This window comes from Deinococcus proteolyticus MRP (genome assembly GCF_000190555.1).
Classification (GTDB): Bacteria; Deinococcota; Deinococci; order Deinococcales; family Deinococcaceae; genus Deinococcus; species Deinococcus proteolyticus.
Genome location: NC_015169.1, coordinates 98,452 through 124,558 on the forward strand (window position 1 = coordinate 98,452; position 26,107 = coordinate 124,558).

General features: G+C 68.4%; 21 protein-coding genes. 6 read left to right on the forward strand and 15 right to left on the reverse strand.

The features are described from left to right. Positions 1–46 precede the first annotated feature (46 nt). The 4 genes from trpCF to DEIPR_RS10695 are packed head-to-tail and all read right to left on the reverse strand — an operon-like array spanning position 47 to position 4,669. Positions 47–1,402: a bifunctional indole-3-glycerol-phosphate synthase TrpC/phosphoribosylanthranilate isomerase TrpF gene (gene trpCF / locus DEIPR_RS10680; RefSeq protein ID WP_013622969.1), complete on the reverse strand. Its 1,356-nt coding sequence runs from the start codon at positions 1,400–1,402 to the stop codon at positions 47–49. Then, positions 1,399–2,439, reverse strand: a complete 1,041-nt coding sequence (trpD, locus tag DEIPR_RS10685) for an anthranilate phosphoribosyltransferase (RefSeq protein ID WP_013622970.1) — start codon at positions 2,437–2,439, stop codon at positions 1,399–1,401. The genes trpCF and trpD overlap by 4 nt, the downstream gene beginning before the upstream one ends. Then, complete coding sequence (locus DEIPR_RS10690; protein ID WP_013622971.1) at positions 2,436–3,059, reverse strand: anthranilate synthase component II; 624 nt, start codon at positions 3,057–3,059, stop codon at positions 2,436–2,438. Before DEIPR_RS10690 ends, trpD begins: the two co-directional genes overlap by 4 nt. After that, complete coding sequence (locus tag DEIPR_RS10695; RefSeq protein WP_013622972.1) at positions 3,056–4,669, reverse strand: anthranilate synthase component 1; 1,614 nt, start codon at positions 4,667–4,669, stop codon at positions 3,056–3,058. Before DEIPR_RS10695 ends, DEIPR_RS10690 begins: the two co-directional genes overlap by 4 nt. Before the next feature lie 427 nt (positions 4,670–5,096). Here DEIPR_RS10695 and DEIPR_RS10700 point away from each other — a divergent pair, with 427 nt between their 5' ends. Both DEIPR_RS10700 and DEIPR_RS10705 read left to right on the forward strand, forming a co-directional pair. Further along, positions 5,097–6,779 (forward strand): bifunctional metallophosphatase/5'-nucleotidase, encoded by a 1,683-nt coding sequence (locus DEIPR_RS10700; RefSeq protein WP_013622973.1) that lies wholly within the window; start codon positions 5,097–5,099, stop codon positions 6,777–6,779. 130 nt (positions 6,780–6,909) lie between these two features. Beyond that, a complete protein-coding gene (locus DEIPR_RS10705) occupies positions 6,910–8,250 on the forward strand; it encodes an FAD-dependent oxidoreductase (protein WP_013622974.1) in 1,341 nt (446 codons plus the stop codon). Between the two features lie 142 nt (positions 8,251–8,392). On the opposite strand, the gene DEIPR_RS10710 is transcribed toward DEIPR_RS10705, so the two are convergent. Genes DEIPR_RS10710 through DEIPR_RS10725 form a run of 4 tightly spaced genes read right to left on the reverse strand, consistent with a single transcriptional unit; the run spans position 8,393 to position 12,065 of the window. Beyond that, entirely contained in the window at positions 8,393–9,241 is an 849-nt protein-coding gene (locus DEIPR_RS10710) for a phosphatidylinositol-specific phospholipase C/glycerophosphodiester phosphodiesterase family protein (protein WP_013622975.1), read from the reverse strand. Positions 9,242–9,264: 23 nt separating this feature from the next. Continuing rightward, positions 9,265–9,579: a hypothetical protein gene (locus DEIPR_RS10715; protein WP_013622976.1), complete on the reverse strand. Its 315-nt coding sequence runs from the start codon at positions 9,577–9,579 to the stop codon at positions 9,265–9,267. 6 nt (positions 9,580–9,585) lie between these two features. Continuing rightward, positions 9,586–11,808, reverse strand: coding sequence for a ferrous iron transport protein B (gene feoB, locus DEIPR_RS10720; RefSeq protein ID WP_013622977.1), 2,223 nt, complete (start codon positions 11,806–11,808; stop codon positions 9,586–9,588). Further along, positions 11,805–12,065, reverse strand: coding sequence for a FeoA family protein (locus DEIPR_RS10725; RefSeq protein ID WP_013622978.1), 261 nt, complete (start codon positions 12,063–12,065; stop codon positions 11,805–11,807). Before DEIPR_RS10725 ends, feoB begins: the two co-directional genes overlap by 4 nt. Positions 12,066–12,284: 219 nt before the next feature. Here DEIPR_RS10725 and DEIPR_RS10730 point away from each other — a divergent pair, with 219 nt between their 5' ends. After that, complete coding sequence (locus tag DEIPR_RS10730) at positions 12,285–13,757, forward strand: carbon starvation CstA family protein (protein ID WP_013622979.1); 1,473 nt, start codon at positions 12,285–12,287, stop codon at positions 13,755–13,757. A 66-nt stretch (positions 13,758–13,823) separates the two neighbouring features. Here the strand turns inward: DEIPR_RS10730 and DEIPR_RS10735 are convergent, their stop codons facing one another. After that, positions 13,824–14,717: a LysR family transcriptional regulator gene (locus DEIPR_RS10735; RefSeq protein WP_013622980.1), complete on the reverse strand. Its 894-nt coding sequence runs from the start codon at positions 14,715–14,717 to the stop codon at positions 13,824–13,826. Positions 14,718–14,966: 249 nt separating this feature from the next. Here DEIPR_RS10735 and DEIPR_RS10740 point away from each other — a divergent pair, with 249 nt between their 5' ends. Together DEIPR_RS10740 and DEIPR_RS10745 are read left to right on the forward strand one after the other, a co-directional pair. Beyond that, a complete protein-coding gene (locus tag DEIPR_RS10740; RefSeq protein ID WP_013622981.1) occupies positions 14,967–15,479 on the forward strand; it encodes a MarR family winged helix-turn-helix transcriptional regulator in 513 nt (170 codons plus the stop codon). After that, the gene (locus DEIPR_RS10745; RefSeq protein ID WP_013622982.1) at positions 15,476–17,554 is read left to right on the forward strand and encodes an MDR family MFS transporter; all 2,079 of its coding nucleotides are present in this window, start codon (positions 15,476–15,478) and stop codon (positions 17,552–17,554) included. Before DEIPR_RS10740 ends, DEIPR_RS10745 begins: the two co-directional genes overlap by 4 nt. 101 nt (positions 17,555–17,655) lie before the next feature. Here DEIPR_RS10745 and hutH read toward each other — a convergent pair whose 3' ends face one another. The 5 genes from hutH to hutU all read right to left on the reverse strand — a co-directional run bounded on the left by hutH (position 17,656) and on the right by hutU (position 23,555). Beyond that, the gene (gene hutH / locus DEIPR_RS10750; protein ID WP_013622983.1) at positions 17,656–19,170 is read right to left on the reverse strand and encodes a histidine ammonia-lyase; all 1,515 of its coding nucleotides are present in this window, start codon (positions 19,168–19,170) and stop codon (positions 17,656–17,658) included. Between the two features lie 92 nt (positions 19,171–19,262). Further along, positions 19,263–20,498 carry an imidazolonepropionase gene (hutI, locus tag DEIPR_RS10755; RefSeq protein ID WP_013622984.1) on the reverse strand — a complete coding sequence of 412 codons (1,236 nt, stop codon included), beginning with the start codon at positions 20,496–20,498 and terminating at the stop codon, positions 19,263–19,265. Then, positions 20,495–21,427: an arginase family protein gene (locus DEIPR_RS10760; protein WP_013622985.1), complete on the reverse strand. Its 933-nt coding sequence runs from the start codon at positions 21,425–21,427 to the stop codon at positions 20,495–20,497. Before DEIPR_RS10760 ends, hutI begins: the two co-directional genes overlap by 4 nt. Further along, entirely contained in the window at positions 21,424–21,885 is a 462-nt protein-coding gene (locus tag DEIPR_RS10765) for a mycothiol transferase (RefSeq protein ID WP_013622986.1), read from the reverse strand. Before DEIPR_RS10765 ends, DEIPR_RS10760 begins: the two co-directional genes overlap by 4 nt. After that, positions 21,882–23,555 carry a urocanate hydratase gene (gene hutU, locus DEIPR_RS10770; protein ID WP_013622987.1) on the reverse strand — a complete coding sequence of 558 codons (1,674 nt, stop codon included), beginning with the start codon at positions 23,553–23,555 and terminating at the stop codon, positions 21,882–21,884. The genes DEIPR_RS10765 and hutU overlap by 4 nt, the downstream gene beginning before the upstream one ends. Positions 23,556–23,677: 122 nt before the next feature. On the opposite strand from hutU, the gene DEIPR_RS10775 reads away from it, so the two are divergent. After that, positions 23,678–24,409 (forward strand): IclR family transcriptional regulator, encoded by a 732-nt coding sequence (locus tag DEIPR_RS10775; protein ID WP_013622988.1) that lies wholly within the window; start codon positions 23,678–23,680, stop codon positions 24,407–24,409. A 23-nt stretch (positions 24,410–24,432) separates the two neighbouring features. Here the strand turns inward: DEIPR_RS10775 and DEIPR_RS10780 are convergent, their stop codons facing one another. Continuing rightward, positions 24,433–26,055: a CotH kinase family protein gene (locus DEIPR_RS10780; RefSeq protein WP_013622989.1), complete on the reverse strand. Its 1,623-nt coding sequence runs from the start codon at positions 26,053–26,055 to the stop codon at positions 24,433–24,435. Positions 26,056–26,107 lie beyond the last annotated feature (52 nt).

Below are 26,107 nucleotides of genomic sequence, written 5' to 3' on the forward strand. Positions count from 1 at the left end.
GGGTGTAGAGGTCTAAAGGTCCAAGGGTCTAAGAGTCTGAGGAAAGCTAGTAAGCCCGCAGCGCCGTGAACACCTGGGCGATGAGGCCCGCGTCCTTGACGCCTTTTTCCCGCTCCAGGCCGGAGTTGAAGTCCAGGCCGGGCACGCCGGTCTGCAGAGCAGCGGCGGCGTTGGCGGGGTTCAGGCCGCCAGCCAGCAGCGAGCGGTCACGCAGGTCGGCGGGAATCTGCGTCCAGTCGAACACTTGGCCGGTGCCGCCCGGGCCGCTGTCCAGCACGAAGCGGTCTACGGGCATCCCGGGGCGGGGCTGGCTGGCGGCCATGTCGAGCGCGTACCAGAGCTGGACGCCCGCCGGGAGCCGCTCACGCAGCGCCGTGACAAAAGCGTCGTCCTGGCGGCCGTGCAGCTGTACGGCGTGCAGGGGCAGCTCCTGCGCCAGCGCGGCGGCCTCGGCAGGGTCATGGCCGGTGTAGACCGCCACGTAATCCAGCTCCGGCGCGGCGGCGGTGATGGCCCTGGCCTGCTCCAGACTGACGCGGCGCGGCGAGCCAGGCGCGAAAATCAGCCCGCCGTACACGGCCCCGGCAGCGGCGGCCACCTGGGCAGCTTCGGGGCGGGTCAGCCCGCAGACCTTGTGCTCGCCATAGATCAGCCGGCGGGCGGCGCGGTCCACGTCGGCCTCGCCGCACAGGCTGCTGCCCACCAGAAAGCCATGAACGTGGGGAGCGATGCGGCGCACCGTGCGGTTGTCCTTGAGGCCTGATTCGGCCACCAGCACGGCGCCCGCCGGGGCCAGTGGAGCCAGCCGTGCCGAGCGGCTCAGGTCGATGCTCAGGTCGCGCAGGTCGCGGTGGTTGATACCGATAATTTCGGCCCCCAGTGCGGCGGCGCGGGACATCTCCTCTTCGCTGCTCACCTCGGTCAGGATGTCCAGGTTCAGCGAGTGGGCCAGCGCGGCCAGGCGGCGGTAGTCGCTGTCGTCCAGCACCGACAGCATCAGCAAAATGGCGTCGGCGCCGTGGTAACGGGCGGCCAGAATCTGCACCTCGTCCACGATGAAGTCTTTGCACAGCACCGGCAGATGGGTGGACAGGGCCACAGCGCTCAGGTGCGCGTAGCTGCCGCCGAAGTGATCCGGCTCGGTCAGGACCGAGATGGCAGACCCGTAGCGCGAGTAGATGCGGGCCAGCTCGTGTGGGCGGTACTCGGCGCGGATGGCGCCCAGGCTGGGGCTGGCGCTCTTGCACTCCAGAATAAAGGCGCTCTGCGGCGAAGTCAGCGCGGCTTTCAGGCTGCGGGTGCTGGGCGGCAGCCCCTCTGCGCTTAGGTCGGAGTAGCGCCCGCGCAGCTCGGGCAGGTGCCCGCGCCGGCCCGCCACGATTCGCTTGAGGACTTCGCTCATGCGTCTGCCTCCGTCTGGACTGAGGTTTTCAGCCGCTCTACATGTTCGGCTGCGCGGCCCGAAAGCAGATGTTCCATGGCCTGTTCTACCCCTCTGCGGATGGTGCCTGCGCCCATCAGGTACAGCAGCGCTCCGGTCGCGGCGGCGATGGCCTCGCGGTGGGCCTCGGCCCCCCGGCCTTCAAGAACTTCACGAATCATCCGGGCATTTTCATGCGCCTCGCCGCCCACCAGCGCCGAGAGCGGCCGGTCCTGCAACCCCAGGTCAGCCGGGGTGAGCGTGTAATGCTCGATACGGTCGTCCTCGAACACCTCGTACACCTGGGTGGGGCCGTGCAGCGCGATTTCGTCCAGGCCCGAGCCGTGGACCACCAGCGCCCGCGTGGCGCCCAGGTGTGCCAGCGTCTGCGCCAGCAGCGGGGCCACCTCGGCGCGGGCTACGCCCAGCAGCTGCCGGGTGGGCCGGGCCGGGTTGAGCAGCGGCCCCAGGAAATTGAGCAGCGTGGGCACGGCCAGCGCGCGGCGCAGCGGCATGATGCGGCCCACCGCTGGGTGGTACTGCGTGGCGAAGATGTAGCAGAAATCGTGCTCGGCCAGCTGCCGGGCGGCCTCTGCGGTGCTCAGCCGCGTGGGAATGCCCAGCGCTTCGGCCAGGTCCGCCGAGCCGGTGCGGCTGCTCACCGAGCGGTTGCCGTGCTTGGCGACCGGTACGCCCAGGCTGGACGCCACCAGCGCGGCCGCCGTGGAGATGTTGATGGTGCCGGCCATATCGCCCCCGGTGCCCACCGAGTCGGCAATCGGGCGCGGCTGCTCGGGAAACGGCAGGCAGGCCGCCCGGTAGGCCAGCGCGGCGCCGGCCAGTTCTTCGGCAGTTTCGCCGCGTGTCTTCATGGCAATCAGGAGGCCGGCCATCTGCCCTTCGGTGAATTCGCCCGCAATCATGGCGGTGAACAGGCGCTCGGACTCGGTCTGGGTCAGGCGCTGGCCCAGCAGGGCGGAGCGCAGCAGGTCGGTGGGGGTAGGAACGGTACGGGTCATGGGGCCTCCTGGGCAGAACGGGAAAAGAGATGCTCGGCCGCCCGCGTGAGCAGTTCGCGGCCCTGTGGGGTCAGGACGGATTCGGGGTGGAACTGGTAGCCCAGCGCGGCCGCTGTGCGGTGTTCGGCGGCCATGCAGATGCCGTCTATCTCGGCCAGCGAGTGCAGGGCGGGCGGCACCGAGCGGGTGCCCAGCGAGTGGTAGCGGGCCACGCTCACCGTGCCCAGCCCGGCGAACAGCGGGTGGCCGGCCCCGCCGGCAGTCAGCGTGAGCGGCTGGGCCTCGCCGTGAACGGCGCCCACGCGGCCTACGGCCCCGCCACTGGCCTCTATCAGCGCCTGAAAGCCCAGGCAGATGCCCAGCACCGGAAAGCGGCCCAGGGCCGCGTGCAGCAGCGGCATCATCTCCCCGGCGTCCCGCGGGTGCCCTGGCCCCGGCGACAGCACCAGCAGGGCCCGGCTGCGCTCCAGTCGCTGGAGCAGGTCGGCGGCGGGCACGTCGCTGCGGTACACGTCTACGTGCATCCCCGCCGAGGCGAACTCGTCCAGCAGGTTGTAGACAAAGGAGTCGCGGTTGTCCAGCAGCAGGACATTCGCTGGGCTGGGGGCAGGTCCGCTCATGCCAGTTCCTCCTGGCGGGCCGGCCGCCGCATCGAGACGGCTTCGTCGGTGGCCGGTGGCGGCCCGCCTGACCCCTGTGCCAGGGCCACGGCCAGCAGCACCGCCCGCGCTTTTTGCTCGGTTTCGGCGGCTTCGGTGGCGGGGTCCGAGTCGCGCACCACGCCGGCGCCGGCCTGCACGGTGCACTGCCCGCCCTGCACGAAGCCCGAACGAATCACGATACAGGTGTCCATGTCGCCGTTCCCGGCCAGGTAGCCCACTGCCCCGCCGTAGGATCCGCGCCGCTCGCCCTCGGCCCCGCGCAGCAGCCGGGTGGCTTCCAGCTTGGGGGCGCCGCTCAGGGTGCCCATGTTCATGCAGGCGCGGTAGGCGTCCAGGGCGTCCAGCTCCGGCTTCAGTTCGGCCTCCACCTGGCTGACCAGGTGCATCACCTGCGAGTAGCGGTCCACTTCCAGCAGCCGCGCGACTTGCCGGGTGCCCGGCACCGCCACCCGCGCCAGGTCGTTGCGGGCCAGGTCTAGCAGCATCAGGTGTTCGGACAGTTCTTTGCGGTCCAGCCGCAGTTCCAGCTCCTGGCGGCCGTCGCGCTCGGGGCAGATGTGGCCGGCCGCGTCCCGGCCCCGCGCCCGCGTGCCGGCGATGGGGTACAGCTCGGCCCGGCGGGTCTGCGCCGTGAACTTCAGCGCCGATTCGGGCGAGGCGCCGAACAGCTCGAAGTCGCCCCCGTGCAGGTAGAACAGGTACGGGCTGGGGTTCAGCCGCTTGAGCTGGGCGTAGGCGGCCAGGGCGTCTGGGCAGGACAGCGTGAAGCGGCGTGAGGGCACCACCTGGTAGATGTCGCCGGCCTGGATGTGTTCCTGCAGCTCTGCCACCTGCGCCATGAAGGTCCGGTCGTCCGGAAAGACGCTGGCCTGCGGTGTGGGCAGCTGCGGCGGAAGGGCGGGCAGCGGCGCCGGCGGCTTCAGCCCTTCGAGCAGCTCGGCCAGGGCGCTGAGCTGCTCGCGCAGGCTCTGGGCAGTGTCCGGGGTCGCCAGGGCCAGCAGCTCGGCGGTGCCGTCCTGGTGGTCCAGCACCAGCGCCGTTTCGGCCAGGTAAAAGCGGTAGTCCGGGCAGGTGTTCACCCCCGGCGGCAGCGGCGGCAGTTCCTCGAAAGACGCCAGCAGGTCGAATCCGAACACCCCCAGCAGCAGCGGCTGAAGGCTGTCCTGGCCGGCCAGCGCCCGCTGTAGGGTCCGCAGCGGCTCCACGTTGCTGGGAGAAGCCAGCCGCTCGCTTTCGCTGAGGCCGGGGGGCGGGGCAGCGAAGTGCAGGGTCAGCTCGGCGCCGGCCCGCAGCGTCACGTGTTCGGCCAGCGCCTGTGCCAGCAGGTCCAGCGCGGCCAGGCCGGTGGGGCTGAGCGCCTGCGCCGTCACTGTCTGTCCCTGGCAGGTCAGTCGCAGGGCGGGCGACAGCAGCATCAGGCTTTTCAGGTGGGCGCCGGAGCGCACGTCGGCGGATTCCAGCAGCACCGCTTCGGCGTGGCGGTCAGGTTGCAGCGCACGGAAACAGTGCAGCGCGTCGGGATGGTAGCGGGCAGGGCGCCGGTCAGGCACGAATGGCGGGGTGAGCATGGGCGAAGGGGCCTTTCTGAAGAGGGGGTAGGGTCTTCAGGCGGGCCAGCCTGCTCCAAAAAAAATTCGCCCGCCTGCGCTGAAGCGGGGCGGGTCGTGGGTCTGTGGGGTTCCTGCTAGGGATTCAGACGCGCTGGCCGGCTCGCTTCTGCGAGGGCCACCACCAGCGGTTGCTCTGAATCATCATGCTGAGGAGTGTAGGGGGCCGGCGGGGCAGTGTCAACCTGGTGCCAGCCTCATGAAATCTGCTGCCGGGCGCATTCATGCGGTGCCCGTCAGCCGGCGCCGGTCAGCCAGTGCTCGTCATCCGGTGGCCGCGCCGGCAGCCCTCCGCAGCTCCATAGTCTCCACAGGCTCCACAGCGCCCCGGCGCGGCAGCGCGGAAGCGGATGACAAGTGGCAGACGAAGGCCGCCTACACTCGCCTTATGAAAAAGCTCATGCCGCTCATCTCCCTCCCGCTGCTGCTGGGCGCCTGCACCCAGCCGACCCGTCCTGCCGACGGCACCACCACCGTGACCGTGCTGGGCCTGAACGACTTTCACGGGCAGCTGGAACCCTCGTCCTTCCGGGGCAAGCAGATTCCCGACCCAGCGAACCCCGGCAAGACCATCGCGGCCCCGGCCGGCGGCATTTCGGCCCTCGGTGGGCTGGTGAAGGAAGTTCGCGCCGCCAACCCCAACACCGTGCTGGTGGGCGTGGGCGACCTGACCGGTGCTTCTCCGCTGAGCAGCAGCCTGCTGGCCGACGAACCCACCGTAATCGCCATGAACAAGCTGGGCATGAGCGTGAACGTGCTGGGCAACCACGAGCTGGACTACGGCCTGAGCGAGCTGCAGCGCTTCCAGAAAGGCGGCTGCGACAGCACTGCACGCCGCGACAAGGCCTGCCAGTTCGTGAACCCATTCCCCGGCGCGAACTACACCTACATCGCCGCCAACGTGTTCGACAAGAACGGTGCCCGCGTGTTTCCTGCCTACCGGATGGTCAAGGTGGCGAACCTGAACATCGCCTTTGTGGGTGCCGTGCTGGAAGACACGCCCAGCGTGGTCACGCCGTCGGGGGTGGCGGGCCTGCAGTTCCACGACGAGGCCGACAGCATCAACGCCGTGCTGCCCGAAATCAAGCGACAGGGTGCCGACGCCGTGATTGCTCTGATTCACCAGGGCGGCGCGGCCAAGTCGGGCTATGACCAGCCCGGCTGCACCGACCTCACTGGCCCCATCGTGGATGTGGCGCAGCGCCTGGACCCTGCCGTGTCTGCCCTGATGACCGGCCACACCCACCAGGCCTACAACTGCGTGGTGGGCGGCCGGACAGTGATTCAGGGGGCCTCGCAGGGCCAGCTGCTGCAGCGTCTGGACCTGACCGTGACGCGCAAGAACGGGGTGGCCCGCGTGACCGGCGTGAAGGCTGCAAACGTGCTGGTGGACGCACAGAAGTACAGCTCGCCTGAGCTGGCCGAACTGGCCGCGCAGGCCAAGGCCAAGACCGACCCGGTGGCGAACCGGGTGGTGGCGACCATCGGCGCACCGCAAATCAGCCGCCAGACCAATGCCGCCGGCGAAAGTGCCCTGGGCGACGTGATTGCCGACGCTCAGCTGGCAGCCACCCGCGCCCCCGAGCGCGGCGGGGCTGTCATCGCCTTTATGAACCCGGGCGGCATCCGCGCCGACCTGCCGGCCCAGCCCTCTACCACCATCACTTACGGCAACATCTTTGCGGTGCAGCCGTTCGGCAACCTGCTGACCGTGCTGACCCTGAGCGGCGCGCAGATCAAGACCCTGCTGGAACAGCAGTTCGACAACCCTTCCGCTGGTGGGCAGCGCATCCTGCAGGTGAGCGAAGGCTTTGCCTACAGCTACGACCTCACCCAGCCCGCTGGTCAGCGCGTGCGCGACATCACCCTGAACGGTCAGCCGCTGAACATGGCCGCCGACTACCGCGTGACCGTGAACTCGTTCCTGGCCGAAGGCGGCGACAACTTCACCGTGCTGAAAGAGGGCCGTGACCGCCTGGGCGGTGGGCTGGACGTGGACGCCCTGTCGGCCTACCTGCAGGGCCGCACCGTGGTGCCGGGGCCGCAGAACCGAATCACCCGCCTGAACTGAGCCGCAGCGCCGGGCGTGCCTGGTGCCTGGGCCGGAAAGGGCCAGTGGACGACTGTTCCCGCTGGCCCTTGACTGTTCGTTGGTTCAGGGCTGACCCGGCGCCGCAGGTTCAGCCCTTAAGCTGTGCCCTATGAGAATCGTCATCGTGGGCGGCGTGGCCGCTGGAATGAGTGCCGCCAGCCGGGCGCAGCGGCAGAGCCCGGACGCCGACATCGTGGTTTTCGAGGCGGGAGACTACATCTCCTACGCGGCCTGCGGGCTGCCTTACGCCCTGGGCGGCGAGCTGAAAGAAGCGGGATTCGGGCGGCTGGTGGTCCGCACGCCCGAGCAGATGCGTGGCCGGGGCATCTCGGTGCGGCTGGGTCACCGGGTAGAGGGCATAGACCCTCGCGCCGGCACCGTGACCGTGCGTGGCCCAGGCGGCGCCACTGCGGCCGAGCCATACGACCGCCTGCTACTGGCAACCGGCTCCGAGCCGGTGCGGCCGCCCTTCGTGCAGACCGGACTGGGCGGCGTGCACCTGCTCAAGACCATTCCCGACGCGCAGGCGCTGGACGTGACCTTGCGGGGCGCGAAACGGGTCTGCATCGTCGGGGGCGGTTACATCGGGCTGGAGATGGCCGAGATGCTGCGCGGCCGTGGCCTGAGCGTGGTGCTGGTTGAGCGCGGCCCGGAGGTGGCCGCCCTGCTGGATGAACCGCTGCGTGCGCCTGTGCGCGCCGCGCTGGAAGCGGGCGGCGTGGATGTCCGCACCGGGGTGAAGGTGACTGGTCTGACCGGCCATGAGCGGGTGACCGGCGTGGAAACGGACGCCGGCCTGATTCGGGCCGATACCGTGCTGGTGGCGGTGGGCGTCCGGCCCCGCACCGAGTTAGCACAGGCGGCGGGCGTGACGCTCGGTGAAACCGGCGCGGTGGCCGTGAACCTGCGCCAGGAAACGGACGTGCCGGGGATTTTCGCTGCCGGTGACTGTGCCGAGTCGTGGCACCGGGTGCTCGGCAAGCCGGTGTACGTCCCGCTGGCCCTGGGGGCCAACCGCATGGGCCGGGTGGCCGGGGTCAACATGGCTGGGGGGGACGCCACGTTCCCCGGCATTGTCGGCACCGGGATATTCAAGACCTTCGAGCTGGGCGTGGCCCTGACGGGCTTGACCCAGGCCCAGGCGGAGAAAGCGGGCCTGGACGCCGTTTCGGTGGACCTGAGCACCACCGACGCGGCCGGCTACCACCGGGATTCGTGCCCTGTCCACCTGCGCCTGACCGGCGAGCGGGGCACCGGCCGGCTGCTCGGCGCCCAAATCGTGGCCGAGGAGCATCACGCGGCCAAGCGGATTGACGTGGTCGCGGCACTGCTGGGCGTGGGTGCCAGCGTGCAGGACCTGTTCGAGGGCGACCTGGGCTACGCTCCGCCCTTTTCCAGCACCTGGGACTTCCCGCTGGTCGCCGCCGACCGCCTGCTGCGGCAGTTGTAGGGCCGCTTGCTGATGCGCGTCACACGGCTCCGAACAATAGTTCGGCCAAACTGTTTTTCCGAGCAGGGCAATTGGAAAAAGACCGGACTGAACGGCGGCCAGCACTTCATCTGCTGGCCGCCGTCTTCTTGGTGAGATTCCCTCAGCGGCGGCCGTGTTCCAGCAGGTAGGCGCGCAGGCCGGCAAGGTCGTCGGTGTTGATCTGGTCCACGCCAGCGTCAATCAGGGCCTGCCACACGGCAGGGTTTTCGGGGGTGGCCCAGAAGCGCACCCGTTGCCCGCTGGCGTGCGCCTGCGCCACGATGTCCTTCAGGCGCTGCTGCTCGGCGGCCGGGAAGGCTCCGGTGCCGTCCCAGGTGAAGTTCTTGGTCCAGTTGTCGCTAATAATCGGAATCAGCGAAGCGGGAGCGCCGCTGCCCAGGTCGCTCAGGCGGCCGTCCATGCCGGCGTAGCGCAGGGGCTGGGCCTGCATGGTGGCAGGCACGCGGTTGCCCGAAATCACCACCGTGACGGCTCCGGGAATAACCTGGCCGTTTTCGTAGCGGGTCAGCAGGCCGGCGTAGGGCGCCAGCGCCCGGTCAATGGCCTGGTAGGTGGCTTCACCGTCGTCCTTGACGTCGATGTAGAGGGTCAGGCTTTGGTCGCCGGGATAAATCCGGCCCTGATTGTTTTCGGCAATCTGGCGCAGGGGCTCCAGGTACAGGCTCTGCAGGGTGCGGCCCGGCTGCAACTGGCTGGCCTCGTGGGCGACCAGCAGCTGACCGTCACGCAGGAACACGTCGCTTTCCACGCTGGTAAAGCCCTGGGCCAGCGCGTCCAGCAGTGGGCGCCCGTGCTCGTAGTCGTTGTGGGCGTGCGCCTGAGCCAGCGGCGAGGCGATGTGAACCGTCTGCGTCTGGATGGGCGCGGCGCTGCCGGCCGTCTGGACCGGAGCGCAGGCCCCCAGCAGAGCGGTCAGGGTCAGCAGGGAAGCGGCCAGCAATTTTTTCATGCCGGCAGCTTAAAAGTCCGGTGTCAACGGCAGTTCAGCTGCACGTTCTGTGGGGCGGTCTGGCGGTGGAGGTAAGCTTCGCCCCGTGGGGTCAGCCGTAGCAGGGGCAGGGGTGTGCCGGCCTCCGCGCCGTCCGCGTTGCGGCACAGGCTTTTCAGGGCGCAGGGGCCGCAGTGGCAGCCCGGCTGCACAGGCAAGGCCGCCTGCACATAGCCGCCGCGCTCCAGTGTCAGCAGCATGCCTTCCAGCGCCTGCGGAGTGCTGCCCACCCGGCCAGCCAGCTCGGCAGGGGTCAGGGGCTGGCCGGCCACAGCTTCAAGTACGGTTCTGAGGAGCATGGTTCCTCAGCCCCACAGGGCCAGCGCCAGCCGGTAGGTCAGAAACGCCGTGACCCAGGCAATCGCCAGCTGGTAGGCCACCGTAATCCAGGCCACCCGGCGGCCGTGTTCCTGGGCAATCGCGCCCACCGTGACCACGCAGGGCGTATACAGCAGCACGAACACCAGGTACGCCAGCCCCGACGCGGGCGTAAAAGCCTGCGCCAGTGCGGCTGCCAGCGGAGTGCCGACCTCGGCGCTGCTTTCGGCGCTCAGCGAGGGCAGGGCCAGCAGGGTGGGCAGGGCAGCGGCGCTGGCAGTGACGGTATCCCACAGGGCCTGGCCTGCTTGCTGCACGCCGGCCAGCAGGCCCAGCGGTGCGGCGGCGGCCGCCTGCTCACCCAGATAAATCTGGCCCAGGGTTCCCACGACCACCTCTTTGGCGATGAAGCCGGGAATCAGGGCGCCGGTGGCCTGCCAGTCTCCGAAGCCCAGCGGCGCGAACAGCGGCGAAAGCAGGCGGCTGACCAGTCCGAACACTGAGTCGGCCGGGCTCACGGCGGCGAAGCTGGCTCCCGCCGTGGCCGGCAGCGACAGCAGCAGCCATACGCCCGCCACAGTGGCCAGCACGGTGGTGCGGGCGCGCCGTGCGAAGCTGGCCGTGCGCCGCCAGGCGTGCTTCCACAGCACCCGCCAGGCCGGGAAACGGTAGGGGGGCAGTTCCAGCAGCACGCCGCTGCCTTCGGCCGGCAGCGAGGTGCGCCGCAGCGCCCACGCGAACGCCAGGGCCACCAGCATGCCCAGCAGGTACATGGCCCACACCAGCAGGCTGCCGGAGTGCGGAAACAGCGCCGCCGCAAAAATCACGTACACCGGCAGCCGCGCCGAGCAGCTCATGAAGGGCAGAATCATGCTGACCAGCACGCGGTCGTTGCGGTGTTCCAGCGTGCGGGTGGCCGACACCGCCGGCACGTTGCACCCGAAGCCCAGAATCAGCGGAATAAAGGCGCGGCCGTCCAGGCCCACCGAGCGCATCAGCCGGTCCATCAGGAAGGCGACGCGGGCCATGTACCCGCTGTCTTCCAAGAAGGCCAGGGCCAGATACAGCACCAGCAGCGTAGGCAGGAAACTGAGCACGGTTCCCACCCCTGGCAGGATAGCCCCCACCACCAGGTCCCGCAGCAGCGGCAGGCCGCCCAGCAGGCCCGCCGCCCAGCCGCTCGCCACCTCCAGCAGCGGCCCGCCAATCAGGTCCACCCAGGGAGCGGCCACGGTAAAGGTCAGGCGGAACACCAGCAGCAGCAGCGCGAAGAAGATGGGGAGACCCAGCAGCGGGTGCAGTGTCAGTGTGTCCAGCCGCTCGCTGAGGGTGCGCCGCGCCTCGAAAGCCGGGGTCGCCAGCGCGGCGATGTCGCGGGCGCGGGCGTAGCGGGCTTCGGCAATGTCGATCAAGGGGTCCAGGCCCTGAGCTTCCAGCGTCTGCACCAGCGCGTCGGCCTGCGCCACCAGCGCGGTGTGTCCGGTCGCGTTCAGCCGGCCGCGCAGGCTGGGGTCGCCTTCCAGCAGGGCCAGTGCCACGTAGCGCCAGGCGTGCGGGGGCAGGGTGCCCAGCTGCTCCGCCGCGCTGCTCAGCTGCGCCACGGCGTCTTCCACCGGAGCCGGATAGCGCACGGTCAGCCCCGGCTGCGAAGCGCTCAGGGCTGTCTCGATGACCTCATCCACGCCCTGGTTGCGGCTGGCCACCGTCTCGATGACCGGCACGCCCAGATTGCGGGCCAGGGCCGCCGCGTCCACCTGAATCCCTTTGTCGCGGGCCTCGTCCACCAGGTTCAGCACGGCGCAGACCGGCAGCCCGAAATCCAGCAGGCTGAGGGTCAGGTACAGGTTGCGCTCCAGGTTGCCGGCGTCCAGCACGTTGATGATGGCTTCGGGGGCCTCGTCCAGCAGGGCGGTGCGGGTTACCAGTTCTTCGGGGGTGTGCGGGCTGAGCGAGTACGCGCCCGGCAGGTCCAGCAGCAGCAGCGGGCGGCCACGGTGGCTGAGCGCCGCCTCGCGCTTTTCTACGGTTACGCCGGCCCAGTTGCCTACCTTCAGCTCGGTGCCGGCCACCGCGTTGATCAGGGTGGTCTTGCCCACGTTGGGGTTGCCGGCCACCATGACCCGTGGCTGGGCAGCGGCCCTCAGGCGCTCCAGCGTGTCCTGACAGGCGCCGGGAAGGTCGCCCGGCAGGGGAGGAATCACAGTGGTCATTCGCTGACCTCCGCCGGCAGACTGACCTCTATTGCGGCCAGGTCGGCGCGGCGCAGTGCCAGGTCGGTGCCGCCCAGCCGCAGTTCCACCGGGTCGCCGCCGGGGGCGGTCCGCAGCACCTGAATGGGCGCCCCCCGGATACAGCCCAGTTCCAGCAGGCGCCGGCGCAGGGGATGGTCGCGGGTCACGGCAACCACGTGGGCCGGCTGACCGGCGGGAAGCTGGGCGGCAGTGTATCTGGGATGTGGTGTGGTCATAGGCAAAGTGGGGGAGCTGGCCTGAATGGAACCAGTCGATACCTGATCAGATTACTCCGATTTAGCCGGGATGCAAGGGGAGGCGGAATAGGGCGTCTGTGCGTCTGCCCGGCCCCGTGCGTTTTCACATCTGGCGCTCACCGGGAACCCAGCACCCCCTATAAACCGTGTCTCCGTGCTACCCTATGCCATCCTCAAACTGTAAAGGACGGTGAACATATGGTGACCTTTGTGTTGTCGCTGGTCATTCTGGTGGTGGGCTATTTCACCTACGGGGCCTGGATTGAGCGGATGTTCCATGCCAGAGACGAGCGCCCTACGCCGGCACTGACACATGCGGACGGCGTAGATTACGTGCCGATGGGCGCAGGCCGCAATTCGCTGATTCAGCTGCTGAATATTGCTGGCGTCGGTCCTATTTTCGGGCCGATTATGGGGGCGCTGTACGGGCCGGTCGCTTTCCTGTGGATTGTGTTCGGGGCGATTTTCGCCGGAGCGGTCCACGACTACCTGACCGGCATGATTTCCATCCGTAACGGTGGAGCGCACCTGCCCGCGCTGGCCGAGAAGTACCTGGGCAAAGCCCTGCGCCACGTGGTGAACGGCTTCGCGCTGCTGCTGCTGGTGCTGGTAGGCACCGTGTTCGTGACGGCGCCGGCCGGACTGATTGTGGGCATCACGCCCGAGTGGGTCACGGTGGGCGTGGTTACGGTGGCCATCTTCATTTATTACATCCTGGCGACCCTGCTGCCGGTGGACCAGATTATCGGGCGGCTGTACCCGGCCTTCGGGCTGATGCTGCTGATCAGCGCCGTGGGCATCGGCGGTTCGCTGATTCTGCGCGGCGCTCCTATCCCGGAGCTGACCCTGCAGAACCTGCACCCGGACAACGTCCCCATTTTCCCGCTGCTGTTCCTGACCATCTCGTGCGGAGCGCTGTCGGGCTTTCACGCCACGCAGTCACCCATCATCTCGCGCACCACGCAGCGTGAAGGCCAGGGCCGCACCATCTTCTACGGCATGATGATCACCGAAGCCGTGATTGCCATGATCTGGGCTGCCGCCGCCATGAGCCTGTTCGACGGCCAGAGCCTCAGCGCCCTGCTGAAAGACGGAGGCCCCGCCGCTGTGGTCAGCCAGGTGGCGACCACCACGCTGGGCGCAGTTGGCGGCACGCTGGCGATTATCGGAGTGATCGTGCTGCCCATCACCTCGGGCGACACGGCCTTCCGCAGCGCCCGCATGATTATCGCGGACTACCTGAAAATCGGCCAGAAGGCCATCGGCAAGCGGCTGATGATTGCGCTGCCCATGTTCGTGATCGCCGCCGCGCTGACTCAGGTGGACTTCAATATCCTGTGGCGCTACTTCTCGTGGGCCAACCAGTCCACCGCCATGATCGCGCTGTGGGTGGGGGCCATGTACCTGGCGCTGTCGCGTAAGAATTTCTGGCCCGCGCTGCTGCCTGCCATGTTCATGACGGCCGTGACTTCGACCTACATTCTGAACGCTCCCATCGGCTTCGGGCTGGAGCGCACGCTGTCTATCGCAGGTGGCCTGCTGATCACGGCGCTGCTGACCGGCGCTTTCTTCACCGGCACCCGCCGCCAGCTGGCCGGCAGCGGCCCCGAGGGCGTGCCGGTAGACGAGCCGGTGCCCACGCGCCTGGCCCGGGCGCCCGCGGGCGACTGACACCCTGGCTGCCTGACGGCTGAGGGCCGGCACTCCGCTGGGAGGCCGGCCCCAAGGCTGCGCCGCTCAGCCCCGCGTCCGGCCTGCTTCCCGCAAGAAGGCACTCAGCGCCCGGTGTTCGGCTCCCTGGGTGGCGGCGGGCGGCGTGACCAGCAGCTGGCTGATGCCCACCAGCGGTGCTTCCAGGCCCAGGGTGGTCAGGAGGCCCAGGTCACGCTCGCGCTGCACGAACTCGCGGGGCAGCAACGCCACGCCGTGGCCGTCCAGCAGGGCCTCGCGCACCGCAATCAGGCTGCCCAGTTCCAGGCTGTGTGGTGTCAGGCCCGCCTCCTGCAGCAGCCGGTCCGATTGCCGCCGCACCGACGAAGTGCGCCCGGCCCACAGAAAAGTTTCCTCGCGTAGCGCCTGCAGTGGAGCGTAGCGCAGGTCTGCGAGCGGATGCCCGGCAGGCAGCGCGGCCACCAGCTCATCCTCGCCGGTCTGGTGCAGGTCCACCTTGCCCGGCGGCATCCCTATGGGCCCCAGCACCAGCGCCGCGTCCAGGTCGCCGGTCATGACCAGGCCGGCCAGGGTGGTGGAATCGCCGGCCAGCAGTTGCAGCTGCAGGCGCTGCGCCGCGCCCCCCGTGACCAGTCCGTAGGAGCGCCGCCCCAGCGAGTAGGACACCCCCAGCCGCAGGATGCGTTCAGGCCGCTCCTGCACCCCCGCGATGTGGTCGCCCACCTGCCGCAGGGCGTGGGCCACGGCGTGGGCGTGGGGCAGCAGGCCCTCGCCGGCCGGGGTCAGCTCCACCCCATGGGCGCGGCGGCGGTACAGCGGCTCACCGAACTGCTCCTGCAGGGCCCGCAGCTGACTGCTGACCGTGGGCTGGCTGAGGTTTAGCCGCTCGGCGGCCCGGCTGACACTGCCCAGCTCGGCCACCACCGAAAAAGCCACCAGTTGGTCCGAACTGATTTTCATACCCGGTAGTTTATCGTTCTGGCCTATAAAACTGGGGGAGTTCAGTCCCTGCTATAAGTCAGGGAAATATCTGCTGAAGTGGACCCGTGGGAATAGTTGACTAAAGTCAACAATAGGCGTAGGTTAAGTGCCGACGGCGCCGCTTTTCCCTGGCGCATCCAACTTTGTCCGTTTTCCCGGCTCCCGGCGCTATGCCGGGTCTCTCCCGATTCCGGCCGCTCCTGTGGGCTGCCTGGAGGCTCCCTTCCTATGTCTTCTCCACGTTCTTCTGCTCCTGAATCTCCACTGGCTCCCGCTCAGCTGCAAGACGCCCAGATCCTGCGGTTCCTGGGTGGGCTGTGGCAGCTCAACCGCCGCCTCAAGGCCGATGTGCTGCCGCTGCTGACCCCGCTCGGGCTGGATCTGCGGCTGTACTTCATCCTGCTGACCATTCGGCGGGGGCAGGTGCACCCCAAGACCATCGCCGCCGCCCTGGATTTTCCCGCCAGCCTGCTGAGCCGCTACCTGGACCAGCTGCGCACCCTGGGCTTCGTGGAGCGGCAGCTGGACCCGGCCGATTCACGCCGCATCGTGTTGCACGTGACCCCGGCCGGCCATCAGGCACTGGAGAGCGCCATGGACGCCATCAAACACAACACCAGAGAGCGGCTCGGCCAGCTGGAACCTGGGCGCCTGAGCGCTCTGATCGACGCGATCGAAGTGCTTTCGGACCTGAACCTGACCAGCCATCCCGGCCAACTTCCCTCCAAGGAGCAACCATGACGACCCTTTCCAAGACCCCCAGCGGTCCTGACTCTGTGCCTGCGCCCGATACGCAGCCCCACTACACCGACGCCGAGCGCAAAACCACCCTGACCGGCTTGATGGTGGTCTTCCTGCTGGCCGCCCTCAGCCAGACCATCGTGGGCACCGCCATGCCGCGCATCATTGAAGACTTGCAGGGCTTTAGCCTGTACGCCTGGGTCACCACCGCCTACCTGCTTGCCAGCACGGTGATGGTGCCCATCTACGGCAAGCTGTCGGACCTGTACGGACGCAAACCCATCCTGATTTTCGGAATCGTCGTCTTTCTGCTGGGCAGTGCACTGAGCGGTCTGGCGGGAGAACCCTGGCTGGGGCATTTCCTGGGCGGCGGCATGAACCAACTGATTGCCGCCCGCGCCGTGGCGGGCTTTGGCGGCGCGGCCCTCTTCACCATCACCTTCACCATCCTGGCAGATATGTTCGACCCCGCCGAGCGGGCCAAGTTCGGCGGGTTGTTCGGGGCCATTTTCGGCTTGAGTGCAGTGGTCGGCCCCGTGGTGGGCGGTTTCCTGACCGACGCGCTGTCGTGGCGCTGGACCTTTTTTGTCAACCTGCCGCTGGGCCTGTTCGCGCTGTTCCTGATTGCCTCGCGGATGCCGCGCATCGGGCACCGCACGGGCGGCAAGATTGACTTTCTGGGAGCGCTGTTCATCCTGGGGGCCACCATTCCGCTGCTGCTGGCGCTGACCTGGGGCGGCGTGACCTATCCCTGGGACAGTCCCACTATCCTGGGGCTGCTGGGCGGCGCACTGGTCAGCCTGCTGGCGTTCCTGTTTGCCGAAAGCCGCGCTTCCGACCCGATTATTCCACTGGGCCTGTTCCGGGTGCCCATGTTCAGCATCGGCAACCTCGCCGCGTTCGTGGTGGGCATGGCGTTCTTCGGCGTGGTGATGTTCCTACCACTGTACATGCAGATGGTGCTGGGCGTGTCGCCCACCGCCAGCGGGATGAGCATGCTGCCGCTGATGGCGGGGCTGATGGGCAGCAGCATTCTGGCGGGCAACATCGTGGCGAAAAACGGCGCGTACAAGCCCTGGATGATAGGCGGCGGCCTGCTGCTGATGCTGGGCCTGTGGACGCTGACGGGCTTGCAGGCCGACACCACCCTGCCCGAGCTGTACTGGCGGATGTTCCTGGTGGGCCTGGGCCTCGGCCCCGCGCAGAGCCTCTTTACGCTCGCCATTCAGAACGCCGTCTCGGTGCGCGAGTTGGGCGTGGCGACCTCGTCCAGCCAGTTTTTCCGCCAGATTGGCTCCACCATCGGCGCGGCGCTGTTCGGGACCCTGCTGATGAACAACCTGCACACCGAACTGCCCAAGCACCTGCCCGCCATTCCTGGCGCAGAAGTGAACGCTGCCAACATGGACCTGGGCGCCCTGCGGGCCGCAGGCAGCGGGCAGGGTGGCCCTGGCGAGAAAATCAAGGCTGCCTTTGCCGAGCAGTACACCCTGATTGAGAAAGCGTTAGACGGCGACCAGGCCGCCGCACAGGCCGTGGCCGCCAATCCGCAGATGCCGAATGAGCTGAAGACGCTGGTGGGCGGCGGGCTACGCGCTCAGGTGCATGACAAGCTCAGCACGCAAGCCGCCGCCATCAAGGCCGCGCTCAGCCAGGGCGAGGCAGGCCGTCAAGCGCTGCTGAACAACGCCGAAACTCCGCAGGCCCTCAAAACCCAGCTGCAAGCGCTGCCCGCGCAGGCCCTCGCCACCCCGCAGGGGGCCTCCGCCGTGGCCGCACAGGTCAGCCAGGGCGTGCTGGCGCAGGAAGACGCTGCCTACGAGCAGGCCAAGACGCAGGCGCTGGCGAGCATCAAGACCAAGCTGGACGAGCAGGGCACCCGGTTGGCGGATGAGGTGAATACTGGCCTGAAAGAAGGCTTTACCGCCGCCATGACCCGCATGTTTGGCAGTGCCATCTGGATTGCGGCGCTGGCCTTCCTCATCACGCTGTTTGTGCCGGTGCTGCCGCTGGTGAGCCGCCGCACGTCACAGGGAAACGCCGCGGCCGAAGAGGTCGAGGCCGTGAAGAGCTGACAACTGGGGCAAAAGTCAATGACGGCGAGGAGCTCCGTTCGTTTGGGGCCCCTCGCCTCTTTTGGGATGCTGCTCTTTGCTGAGCAGCTGGATAGTCGCTGCTACTCGCCTCTGGCCGCCGCCACCAGTTCGCCGCTCAGGACCGCGTCACGCAGGCGCAGCACTTCGGGGCGGAAGTAGCGGTCCCCTTCCAGCGTGGGCATCAGCGTGCGGATGTGCTTCCAGGCACGGTCTACGCCCACGCCAGGGGTCAGCTCCTGACGTTCCCACTGGAAGTCCAGGCCCTGTGCGGCGCAGGCCAGCTCAATCGCCAGCACGCCCGCCACGTTGTTCACGATGTCACGCAGTTGCCGCGCCCCGTGCGCGCCCATGCTGACGTGGTCCTCCTGATTGGCGCTGGTGGGAATCGAGTCCACGCTGGCCGGGTGACACAGCACTTTGTTCTCGCTGACCAGGGCCGCCGAGGTGTACTGGGCAATCATGAAGCCGCTGTTAAGGCCTCCCTGCGGCGTGAGGAACGCGGGCAAGCCCGAGAGCGAGGGGTTGAGCAGTTGCTCGGTACGGCGCTCGGAGATGCTGCCCAGTTCGGCCACGGCGACTTTGAGGGCGTCGATGGTCACCGCCAGCGGCTGCCCGTGGAAGTTGCCGCCCGACACCACCTCGCCCGTCTCCGGGAAGATGAGGGGGTTGTCGGTCACCGAGGCGAATTCCGTAGCCAGGACGCGCTCGGCGTAGGCCAGGGTGTCCCAGCTCGCCCCGTGGACCTGCGGCACGGCCCGCAGGCTGTAGGCGTCCTGCACCCGGCCGTCCCCAACGAGGTGGCTGGGGGCAATCTGCGACTCGCGCAGGTATTCGCGGAGTTCGCCGGCAACGGCCATCGCTCCAGGGTGTGGGCGCAGGCCCACCACATCCGGCTGAAAGGGGCGGTGCGAGCCGTATTTGGCCTCCACCGTCATGGCGGCGGCCAGGTTGGCGGTGTCCAGCAGGGTGCGGGCGTCGGCCACCGCCAGGGCCAGCAAGCTGCCCATGAACTGCGTGCCATTGATCAGCGCGAGGCCTTCTTTGGCCTGCAAGGCGACGGGCGTCAGGCCCACTTCGGCCAGCACCTCGGCGCTTGGGCGCACCTGGCCGCCGTACTCCACCTCGCCCAGGCCGATCAGCGCCAGCGTCAGGTGGGCCAGCGGCGCGAGGTCGCCCGACGCACCTACGCTGCCCTGCGCGGGCACGATGGGATGAATGCGGTGGTTCAGCAGCGCCAGCAGCAGTTCCACCACTTCCACCCGCACGCCCGAATGCCCCAGGGCCAGCGACTGCGCCCGCAGCAGCAACATGCCGCGCACCACTTCGGTGGGCATGGGGTCGCCCAGGCCAATCGCGTGCGAGACGATGAGGTTGTGCTGAAGCTGCGCGAGCTGGTCACGGTCAACCTGCACATTCTCGAACTTGCCGAAGCCAGTGTTCACGCCATACACGGCCTGTTCGCCGTCCACGATGCGCTCGATGACGGCCCGCGCCTGCTTTATGCGTGCCCGTGCGCTGTCCGATAGCTCTACCTTTTCGGAGCCGCGCACCACGCTGATAAAGCCGTCCAGGGTGAGGTTATTGTCCAGAATCATAAAACTCCTTGTGGGTGGGAAAGAGGGGGCCGCCGAGCCGGCCGGCCGTGCCTCCATGTTCAGTTGCCCTGTTCAGTCGCCTGAACTGGGGCTCAGGTGCCCGCAGTGGGCGATGAAGGGCCGGGGGTGGGCTGGACCGGATGGGCGCAGTACACCTCCTGCACCGGCTGGCCGCCCAGCGCGTAGGCCACCTCGCGCCAGTCGGTGCCGGCCAGCACGCAGAAGTCGGCCCGCTGTCCGACGCTGAGGCTGCCCCGGTCGCTCAGGCCCAGGGCGTGGGCAGCGTTCACGGTGCAGGCGGTCAGCGCTTCTGCGGGGGTCAGACGGTTGAGGCGCACAGCCAGCGCCAGGGCCAGCTGCACGCTGAACAGCGGCGAGGAGCCGGGGTTCAGGTCGGTGCCCACGGCGACAATCGCGCCAGCGTCCACCAGGGCGCGGGCCGGGGCAGCGGGCAGGCCCAGGTGCAGCGTCACGCCGGGCAGGACGGTGGCCACCGTGTCCGAGGCGGCCAGTGCGGCAATCTGCCGCTCGCCGCTGGCTTCCAGATGGTCCACGCTCAGCGCGCCCATCTCGCAGGCCAGCTCGGTCCCGCCAATCGCGTGGAACTGGTCGGCGTGCAGCTTGAAGCGCAGGCCGTTGGCCGCCGCCGCCGTGAAGATGGCGCGGGTTTCCTCTACGCTGAAGGCTTCTTTTTCGGTGAACACGTCCACCGCCGTGGCGAGCCCCTGGCGGGCAACTTCCGGAATCAGTTCCCCGCACACGCCCTGCACGTAGCGGGCGCGGTCTTCCTCGGGCGGCACATGAATCAGCAACGTGGGTTGTAGTTCGTATTCGCCCTGCAATTTCAGGGCCACTTGCAGCATCCGCAGCTCGGCTTCAAAGTCCAGCCCGTAGCCGCTCTTGACCTCCACCGTGGTCGCCCCCGAGGCGGTCAGGCGCTTCAGACGGGGCCGGGTCAGCTGTTCCAACTCTTCCGGCGTGGCCGCTGCCGTGGCCCGCATGGTGGAGCGGATGCCGCCGCCAGCCGCCAGGATGTCCTCGTAGGTGGCGCCCTGCAGCTTGGCTTCCCAGTCGGCCAGCCGGTGACCGGCCCAGATGGCGTGGGTGTGGGGGTCCACCAGGCCCGGCACCACGGCGCGCCCGCCCAGGTTCACCTCGTTCGCCGTGGCTGGGGCTTCGGCGGCGGGGCCGACCCACGCCACCAGGCCGTCCCGGACCAGCAGCGCGGCATGCTCGGTGATGTCCAGCTGGCCCATGTCCCCGCCGCGCTTGGGGCCGGGCTTGGGGGTCGCCAGCTGGGTGATACCGGTAAACAGAGTTTCGCTCATGCCTGATTCTCCTCCTGCGGCGCTGAGAAAACCTCGCACAGCGTTTCCATAATCAGCCGCGCCATCAGCAGGGTGCTGCGGTCCGACGGGTCAAGGTTGGGGGCCAGCTCCACCACGTCCAGCCCGACCACCGTGTTCTGCCGCGCCGCCGCCGCCAGCACCGCCATGCCCTGCGCGTAGGTCAGGCCGTCCGGTTCGGGGCTGCTCGTGCCCGGAATCACGGCCGGATCGAAGCCGTCCACGTCCACCGAGAAATAGACGTTTTTCCCCTGCGGCAACTGCGCCAGCACGCCTGCGAGGTCACGGGTCACGTCCTCCATCGGAATCAGCGCGTGGCCCCGCGCCCGCGCCGCCGCCACCGCTTCAGGGTCGAAGCGCAGCCCGCGCAGGCCCACCGTGGTGATGTGCTTCAGGTTGGGCATCGCTTCGCAGGCGCGGCGAAAGGGGCTGGAATTGCTCCACCGCGTGTCGTTGCGGACGTCGGTAAAGTCGAGGTGTGCGTCCAGCTGCACGACATGCAGGTCGGGCACGTCGTCAAAGGCGCGCAGCAGCGGATAGCTCACCGAGTGGTCGCCGCCCAGAAACACCGGCACGCGGCAGCGTTGGCGCACGGCCCGCGCCGCCGCCGTGGTGCGCTGGTGGGCGAGTTCGGGTTCCAGACTGGGCAGAATCACGTCGCTGGCATCGGCAAACATGACGCCAGCAAGGCGGGTCACGCCGTCCAGCCCGGTAAAGGGCGGCACGCTCCGCAGGGACGCTTCCCGCAAGGCACGCGGCGCAAAGCGAGCGCCGGGACGAAAGCCGAGCGCGATGTCGAAGGGGACGCCGAGCACGCCCACGTCCGCCTGCCAGTCGCCCTGCGGGTCTACCAGCGGGGCGCGGGCAAAGGTGGGAATGCCGGAGTAGGTGAGGTGGGTGGGTTGGGTCATGCTTGTTCTCTTCTCTCCAGTTCTTTGCGGAGAATGGCGATTTGCCCCTGGTGCCGCAGTTCGTCTTCTATGACATGGAACCAGCACCACTGGGGGCTGACATCGAACGTCCAGTCCCAGGGCCGAAAAGTGTGGGCCAGCCAGTCGTCATCCCGTTCCCGCAGGCCGGCTGCGCCCAGCAGATTTTCGGGGCGCTTAAACCCGTTCTCATTTCCCTGGAAGGTCAGCTGCTGGTAGCCGCTTTCGGTACCGGCGAAGTGGGCCAGCAGCATGCCGGTGGTATTGCCCCCTGGCAGGACCTGGGTGTCCAGCTGAGCAGTGGTCAGGCCCTGAACCGCAAACAGGGTATTGGCCCGCACGTATTCCAGCCCATAGACCAACCGTGAGATTTGGGGGGAAAATCCCTCCAAATCCTGCGGCGTGAAATAGTCACGGTAGGTCAGGGGGAGGGTTTTCACTCCCTGTTCCCGATTCCCAGGCTCGGCAGGTCAATGCCGCGCTCCCGCGCCGTTTCGATCGCGTGCTCGTAGCCGGCGTCGGCGTGGCGAATCACGCCCATACCGGGGTCGTTCACCAGGCAGCGGCTGAGGCGTTCGGCGGCCTCGTCGGAGCCGTCGGCCAGCGCCACCAGGCCGGAGTGCTGCGAGAAGCCCAGGCCCACACCGCCGCCGTGGTGGAAGCTCATCCACGCCGCGCCCGAGGCGATGCCGGTGGCGAAGTTCAGCAGCGGCCAATCGCTGACCGCGTCGCTGCCGTCCAGCATGGCTTCGGTTTCGCGGTAAGGGCTGGCGACGCTGCCGGCGTCCAGGTGGTCGCGGCCAATCACGATAGGAGCCTTGAGGCGGCCATCGCGCACCATATCGTTGAAGAGCCGCGCAGCCTGGTCGCGCTCCTTGTAGCCCAGCCAGCAGATGCGGGCGGGCAGGCCCTGGAAGGCAATCTGGTCGGCGGCGTAGGTCAGCCAGCTTTGCAGCCGCTCATCTTCCGGGAACAGCTCCAGCAGCGCCCGGTCGGTCGCGTAGATGTCCTCGGGGTCGCCGCTCAGCGCCACCCAGCGGAAGGGGCCGCGCCCCTCGCAGAACGAGTCGCGGATAAAGGCCGGCACGAAGCCGGGGTAGTCGAAGGCGTTCTCCACGCCGGCTTCCAGGGCCCGCTGGCGCAGGTTGTTGCCGTAGTCGAAAGCCACCGCGCCGCGCTTTTGCAGTTCCAAAATGGCCCGCACGTGCCCGGCCATCGCCTCGTAGGCCCGCGCACGGTACTCCTCGGCGTGCTCGGCGCGCAGCTGGCCGGCGTCCTCGTCGGGGCGCACCGGGGGAATGTAGCCCCACATCGGGTCGTGGGCGCTGGTCTGGTCGGTAATCAGCTCCGGAGTCCAGTTCATCTCGACCAGAGCGGGCACCAGCTCGGCGGCGTTGCCCAGCACGCCGATAGAACGCGCCACGCCCTCGGCCTTGTATCCTTCCGCCTTTTTGATCGCGTCCTGCAGGCTGTTGGCCACCTCGTCCAGGTAGCGGGTTTCCAGGCGCTTCTCGATGCGGGTGGGGTCCACCTCGATGCAGATGGCGACCCCACCGGCCAGCTTGACTGCCAGTGGCTGCGCTCCGCCCATGCCGCCCAGACCGGCAGTCACCGTGATGGTGCCTTTCAGGCTGCCGCCGAAGTGCTTTTTGGCCGCTGCAGCAAACGTTTCGTAGGTGCCCTGCAAGATGCCCTGCGTACCGATATAAATCCAGCTGCCGGCCGTCATCTGACCGTACATCATCAGGCCGGCGGCGTCCAGGCGGTCGAATTCTTCCCAGGTGGCCCAGTGCGGCACCAGGTTGGAGTTGGCAATCAGCACGCGGGGCGCATGCGGGAAGGTCCGGAAGACGGCCACCGGCTTGCCACTCTGGACCAGCAGGGTTTCGTCGTTTTCCAGGCGGTCCAGCGTTTCCACAATCTTGTCGAACGCTTCCCAGGTGCGGGCCGCCTTGCCGCGCCCGCCGTATACGACAAGCTGCTCGGGGTGCTCGGCCACTTCGGGGTCGAGGTTGTTCATCAGCATGCGCTTGGCCGCTTCCTGAATCCAGCCCTTGGCGGTTTTTTGGGGGCCACGGGGGGCGCGGATGACACGGGGTTCAGTCGTCATGGGGATTCCTCCTTGGGATTGGGTTTTGGTGTGTCCCCATGCTGCCGCGCCGGTTCAGTGGCCGCAACACCGTTTTCCGGTATAGGCGGAAAAGCACGTGCCGGAGCCGCTACACTGCTTCCATGTCCCGCACCCTCCAGACCGTGACCGGCGCTGTCCGCATCCTGGAAGCGTTCGACGCCGACCGCACCGAGTGGCGCCTAAGCGAGCTGGCCGCGTTCCTGGACCTGCCCACCTCCACGCTGCACGAGCAGCTGGAAACCCTGACGGCCACCGGGCTGCTGCACAAGCTGGGGCGGGGGCGCTACGGCCTGGGCTGGCGGCTGCTGAAGCTGTCCAGTGCGCTGTATTCCTCGCTGCCCTGGTACGGCCCGGCCCACGACGCCATGAACGCCCTGGCGCGGGGCACCCGCCGGCTGGCCTTTGTGGCAGTGCTGGACCGGGGCACGCCCCTGCAGGCCGGGCCGCAGGTGCTGTGCATCGCCCGCAGTGTGCAGGGCCGCGAGGGCGAGGCGGTCGAGGGTGAAACCCGTTTCGAGCTGCCCGCCCGCGACACGGCCAGTGGGCGGCTGCTGTTCGCGCTGCACGGGCTGGCGCTGCCGCTGCCGGGCTGGCCTGACCAGGCGGCCGCAATCCGCGCCGCCGGCCTGGCCGTGACCCAGGACGAGTGGTCGCCCGGCACCTCCAGCCTGGCCGCGCCGGTACGGGGGGCGGGGGGCGAAGTGCTGTGTGCCCTGGGCCTCAGCCTGCCCAGCCGCCGGCTGAACGAGCGCGAGATGCTGGAGCGGCGGCTAAGGGCGGCCGCCGGGGAGGTCAGCTGGGCGCTGGGGTGCCGCCCACCCCCGAAGCCCTGAGCCTCACTGCCGTGCCGAGGCTCTTAGCGGAGCGAGGCCAGTTCGGCCCGCAGGTGCCGGGGACGTTCTACGGCGAAGTCGCGCAGCACGCCCACCTCGAATTCCCAGCGTTCCAGTGACGCCGGTTGGTGCCAGCGGGCCACGGTTCTGGGCATTTCCGGGGCCAGCAGGCCGTGGTAAAAGTCGATGCGGTCCAGGGCACGCTGCGGGGCAAAGGTGGTCTGCATGTGCCGGTCCAGCCGTGCCAGGAAGCGGCCGCGCAGCTTGGGGTCGTTCATCACATAACGGAAAGCCAGTGTGGCCGGCGCCTGCGCGTCGACCGGGAACTGTGGGCTGAGGCCCAGCAGCCGCTTCACCGAAGGAGCGTCGGGGTGGTTGTAGGCTTGGTCGGTATCTTCCACAATCCAGCGCCAGCGCCCATCGGCGGGGCCGCGCCGTGGCGGACCGCTGTGGCGCCACAGTGAGGCATTGTTTTCGGGCCAGTCGTCATTGCCGGTAAACAGCTGCGCGGCCAGATAGTCGAAGGTGTTGTTCAGGTCCAGCCGCTGCTCTACCTCCTGCACGCTGCCGCCGGTTTCCAGCAGTTCCAGCAGTTCCCAGAAGCTGGCGTCGTCGCCCTTGTCGCCTTCTTCCAGCAGGCCGTAAGTGTCCACGATGACCACGTCCTTGGCCTGGATGCGGTGGCGGCCAGCCAGGGTTTCCGGGTCCGCGTCCTCGCGGAGATTGTGCAGGCCCCAGTACTCGCCGTTGACAAACACCCGCGCCGGGCGGCAGCGCTGCACGTCCAGCCCGGTGGGGCGCAGCAGGTCATGAATCAGGCAATCGCGGAAACGGGTCCATTCCTGGTCCTGGCCGCTGCTTCTCAGCCGCAGCTTGTCGAAGGTGTCCGGGCCGCGCTCTGCGAACGGCGAGAAGCGGAACTTGCCCGGCCCGTACGATGAGCGGGCGTACAGGTTCAGCGACTTTTGCGGCAGGGCGCGGGTGGCGTTGCCGCTGATACGGACCCCTGCGTCCTGGGCCAGCAGGCGCTGCCCGTTCTCGAACCACTCCACATGCACGGGCCGCTCGGATTCACGGCCACGGGCGCTGAAATTGGTCTGGGCCAGTGTCCTGCCGCTGCCCGGCACATAGATGCCCTGTTCCCGGCCCACCAGGTCGCCGGGCTCCAGCGTGAGCGACACCACCGGCAGCGGTCCTCGCAGCAGCTCTGCGTTGCGGCCCAGCGCGTAGGAGCGCGTGACTGCCGGCCCCTCGGCCACGCCGTTCCGGAAAGCCTGCGTGCGGACCACGGTCAGCCGGGGAAACTCGCCCGCAGGGGCCCGCCAGGCCAGGCGGCTGCCCGGCAGTGTGGTGGGATGGAGCGCCAGTGGACCGACTGCCGGCGCTGGAGGCGTGAGCTGTAGCCTGCCGGTCAGCGCCTGCGAGGTTGCCGTGGGCCGCGACCCCTGCAGCGTATAGCGCAAGATGGTTCCAGCTGCGGCTGGTGTCTCCTGCTCTGGTGTCTTCAGGCCGGCGTGGCTGAAGCCCTGAGGCTCTGCAAACAGGGAATTCGCGCCTGCACTGCCTTGGGCCTGTGCAGGGATTACACCGGAAACCAGGAATCCGGTCAGCGCCAGGACTTTACGAACAGTTAATTTTTGGGGCATAAGACCATCGTAAGAAACTCACCTGGCCGGACCGAGAGCGAGAAGCTCAGAC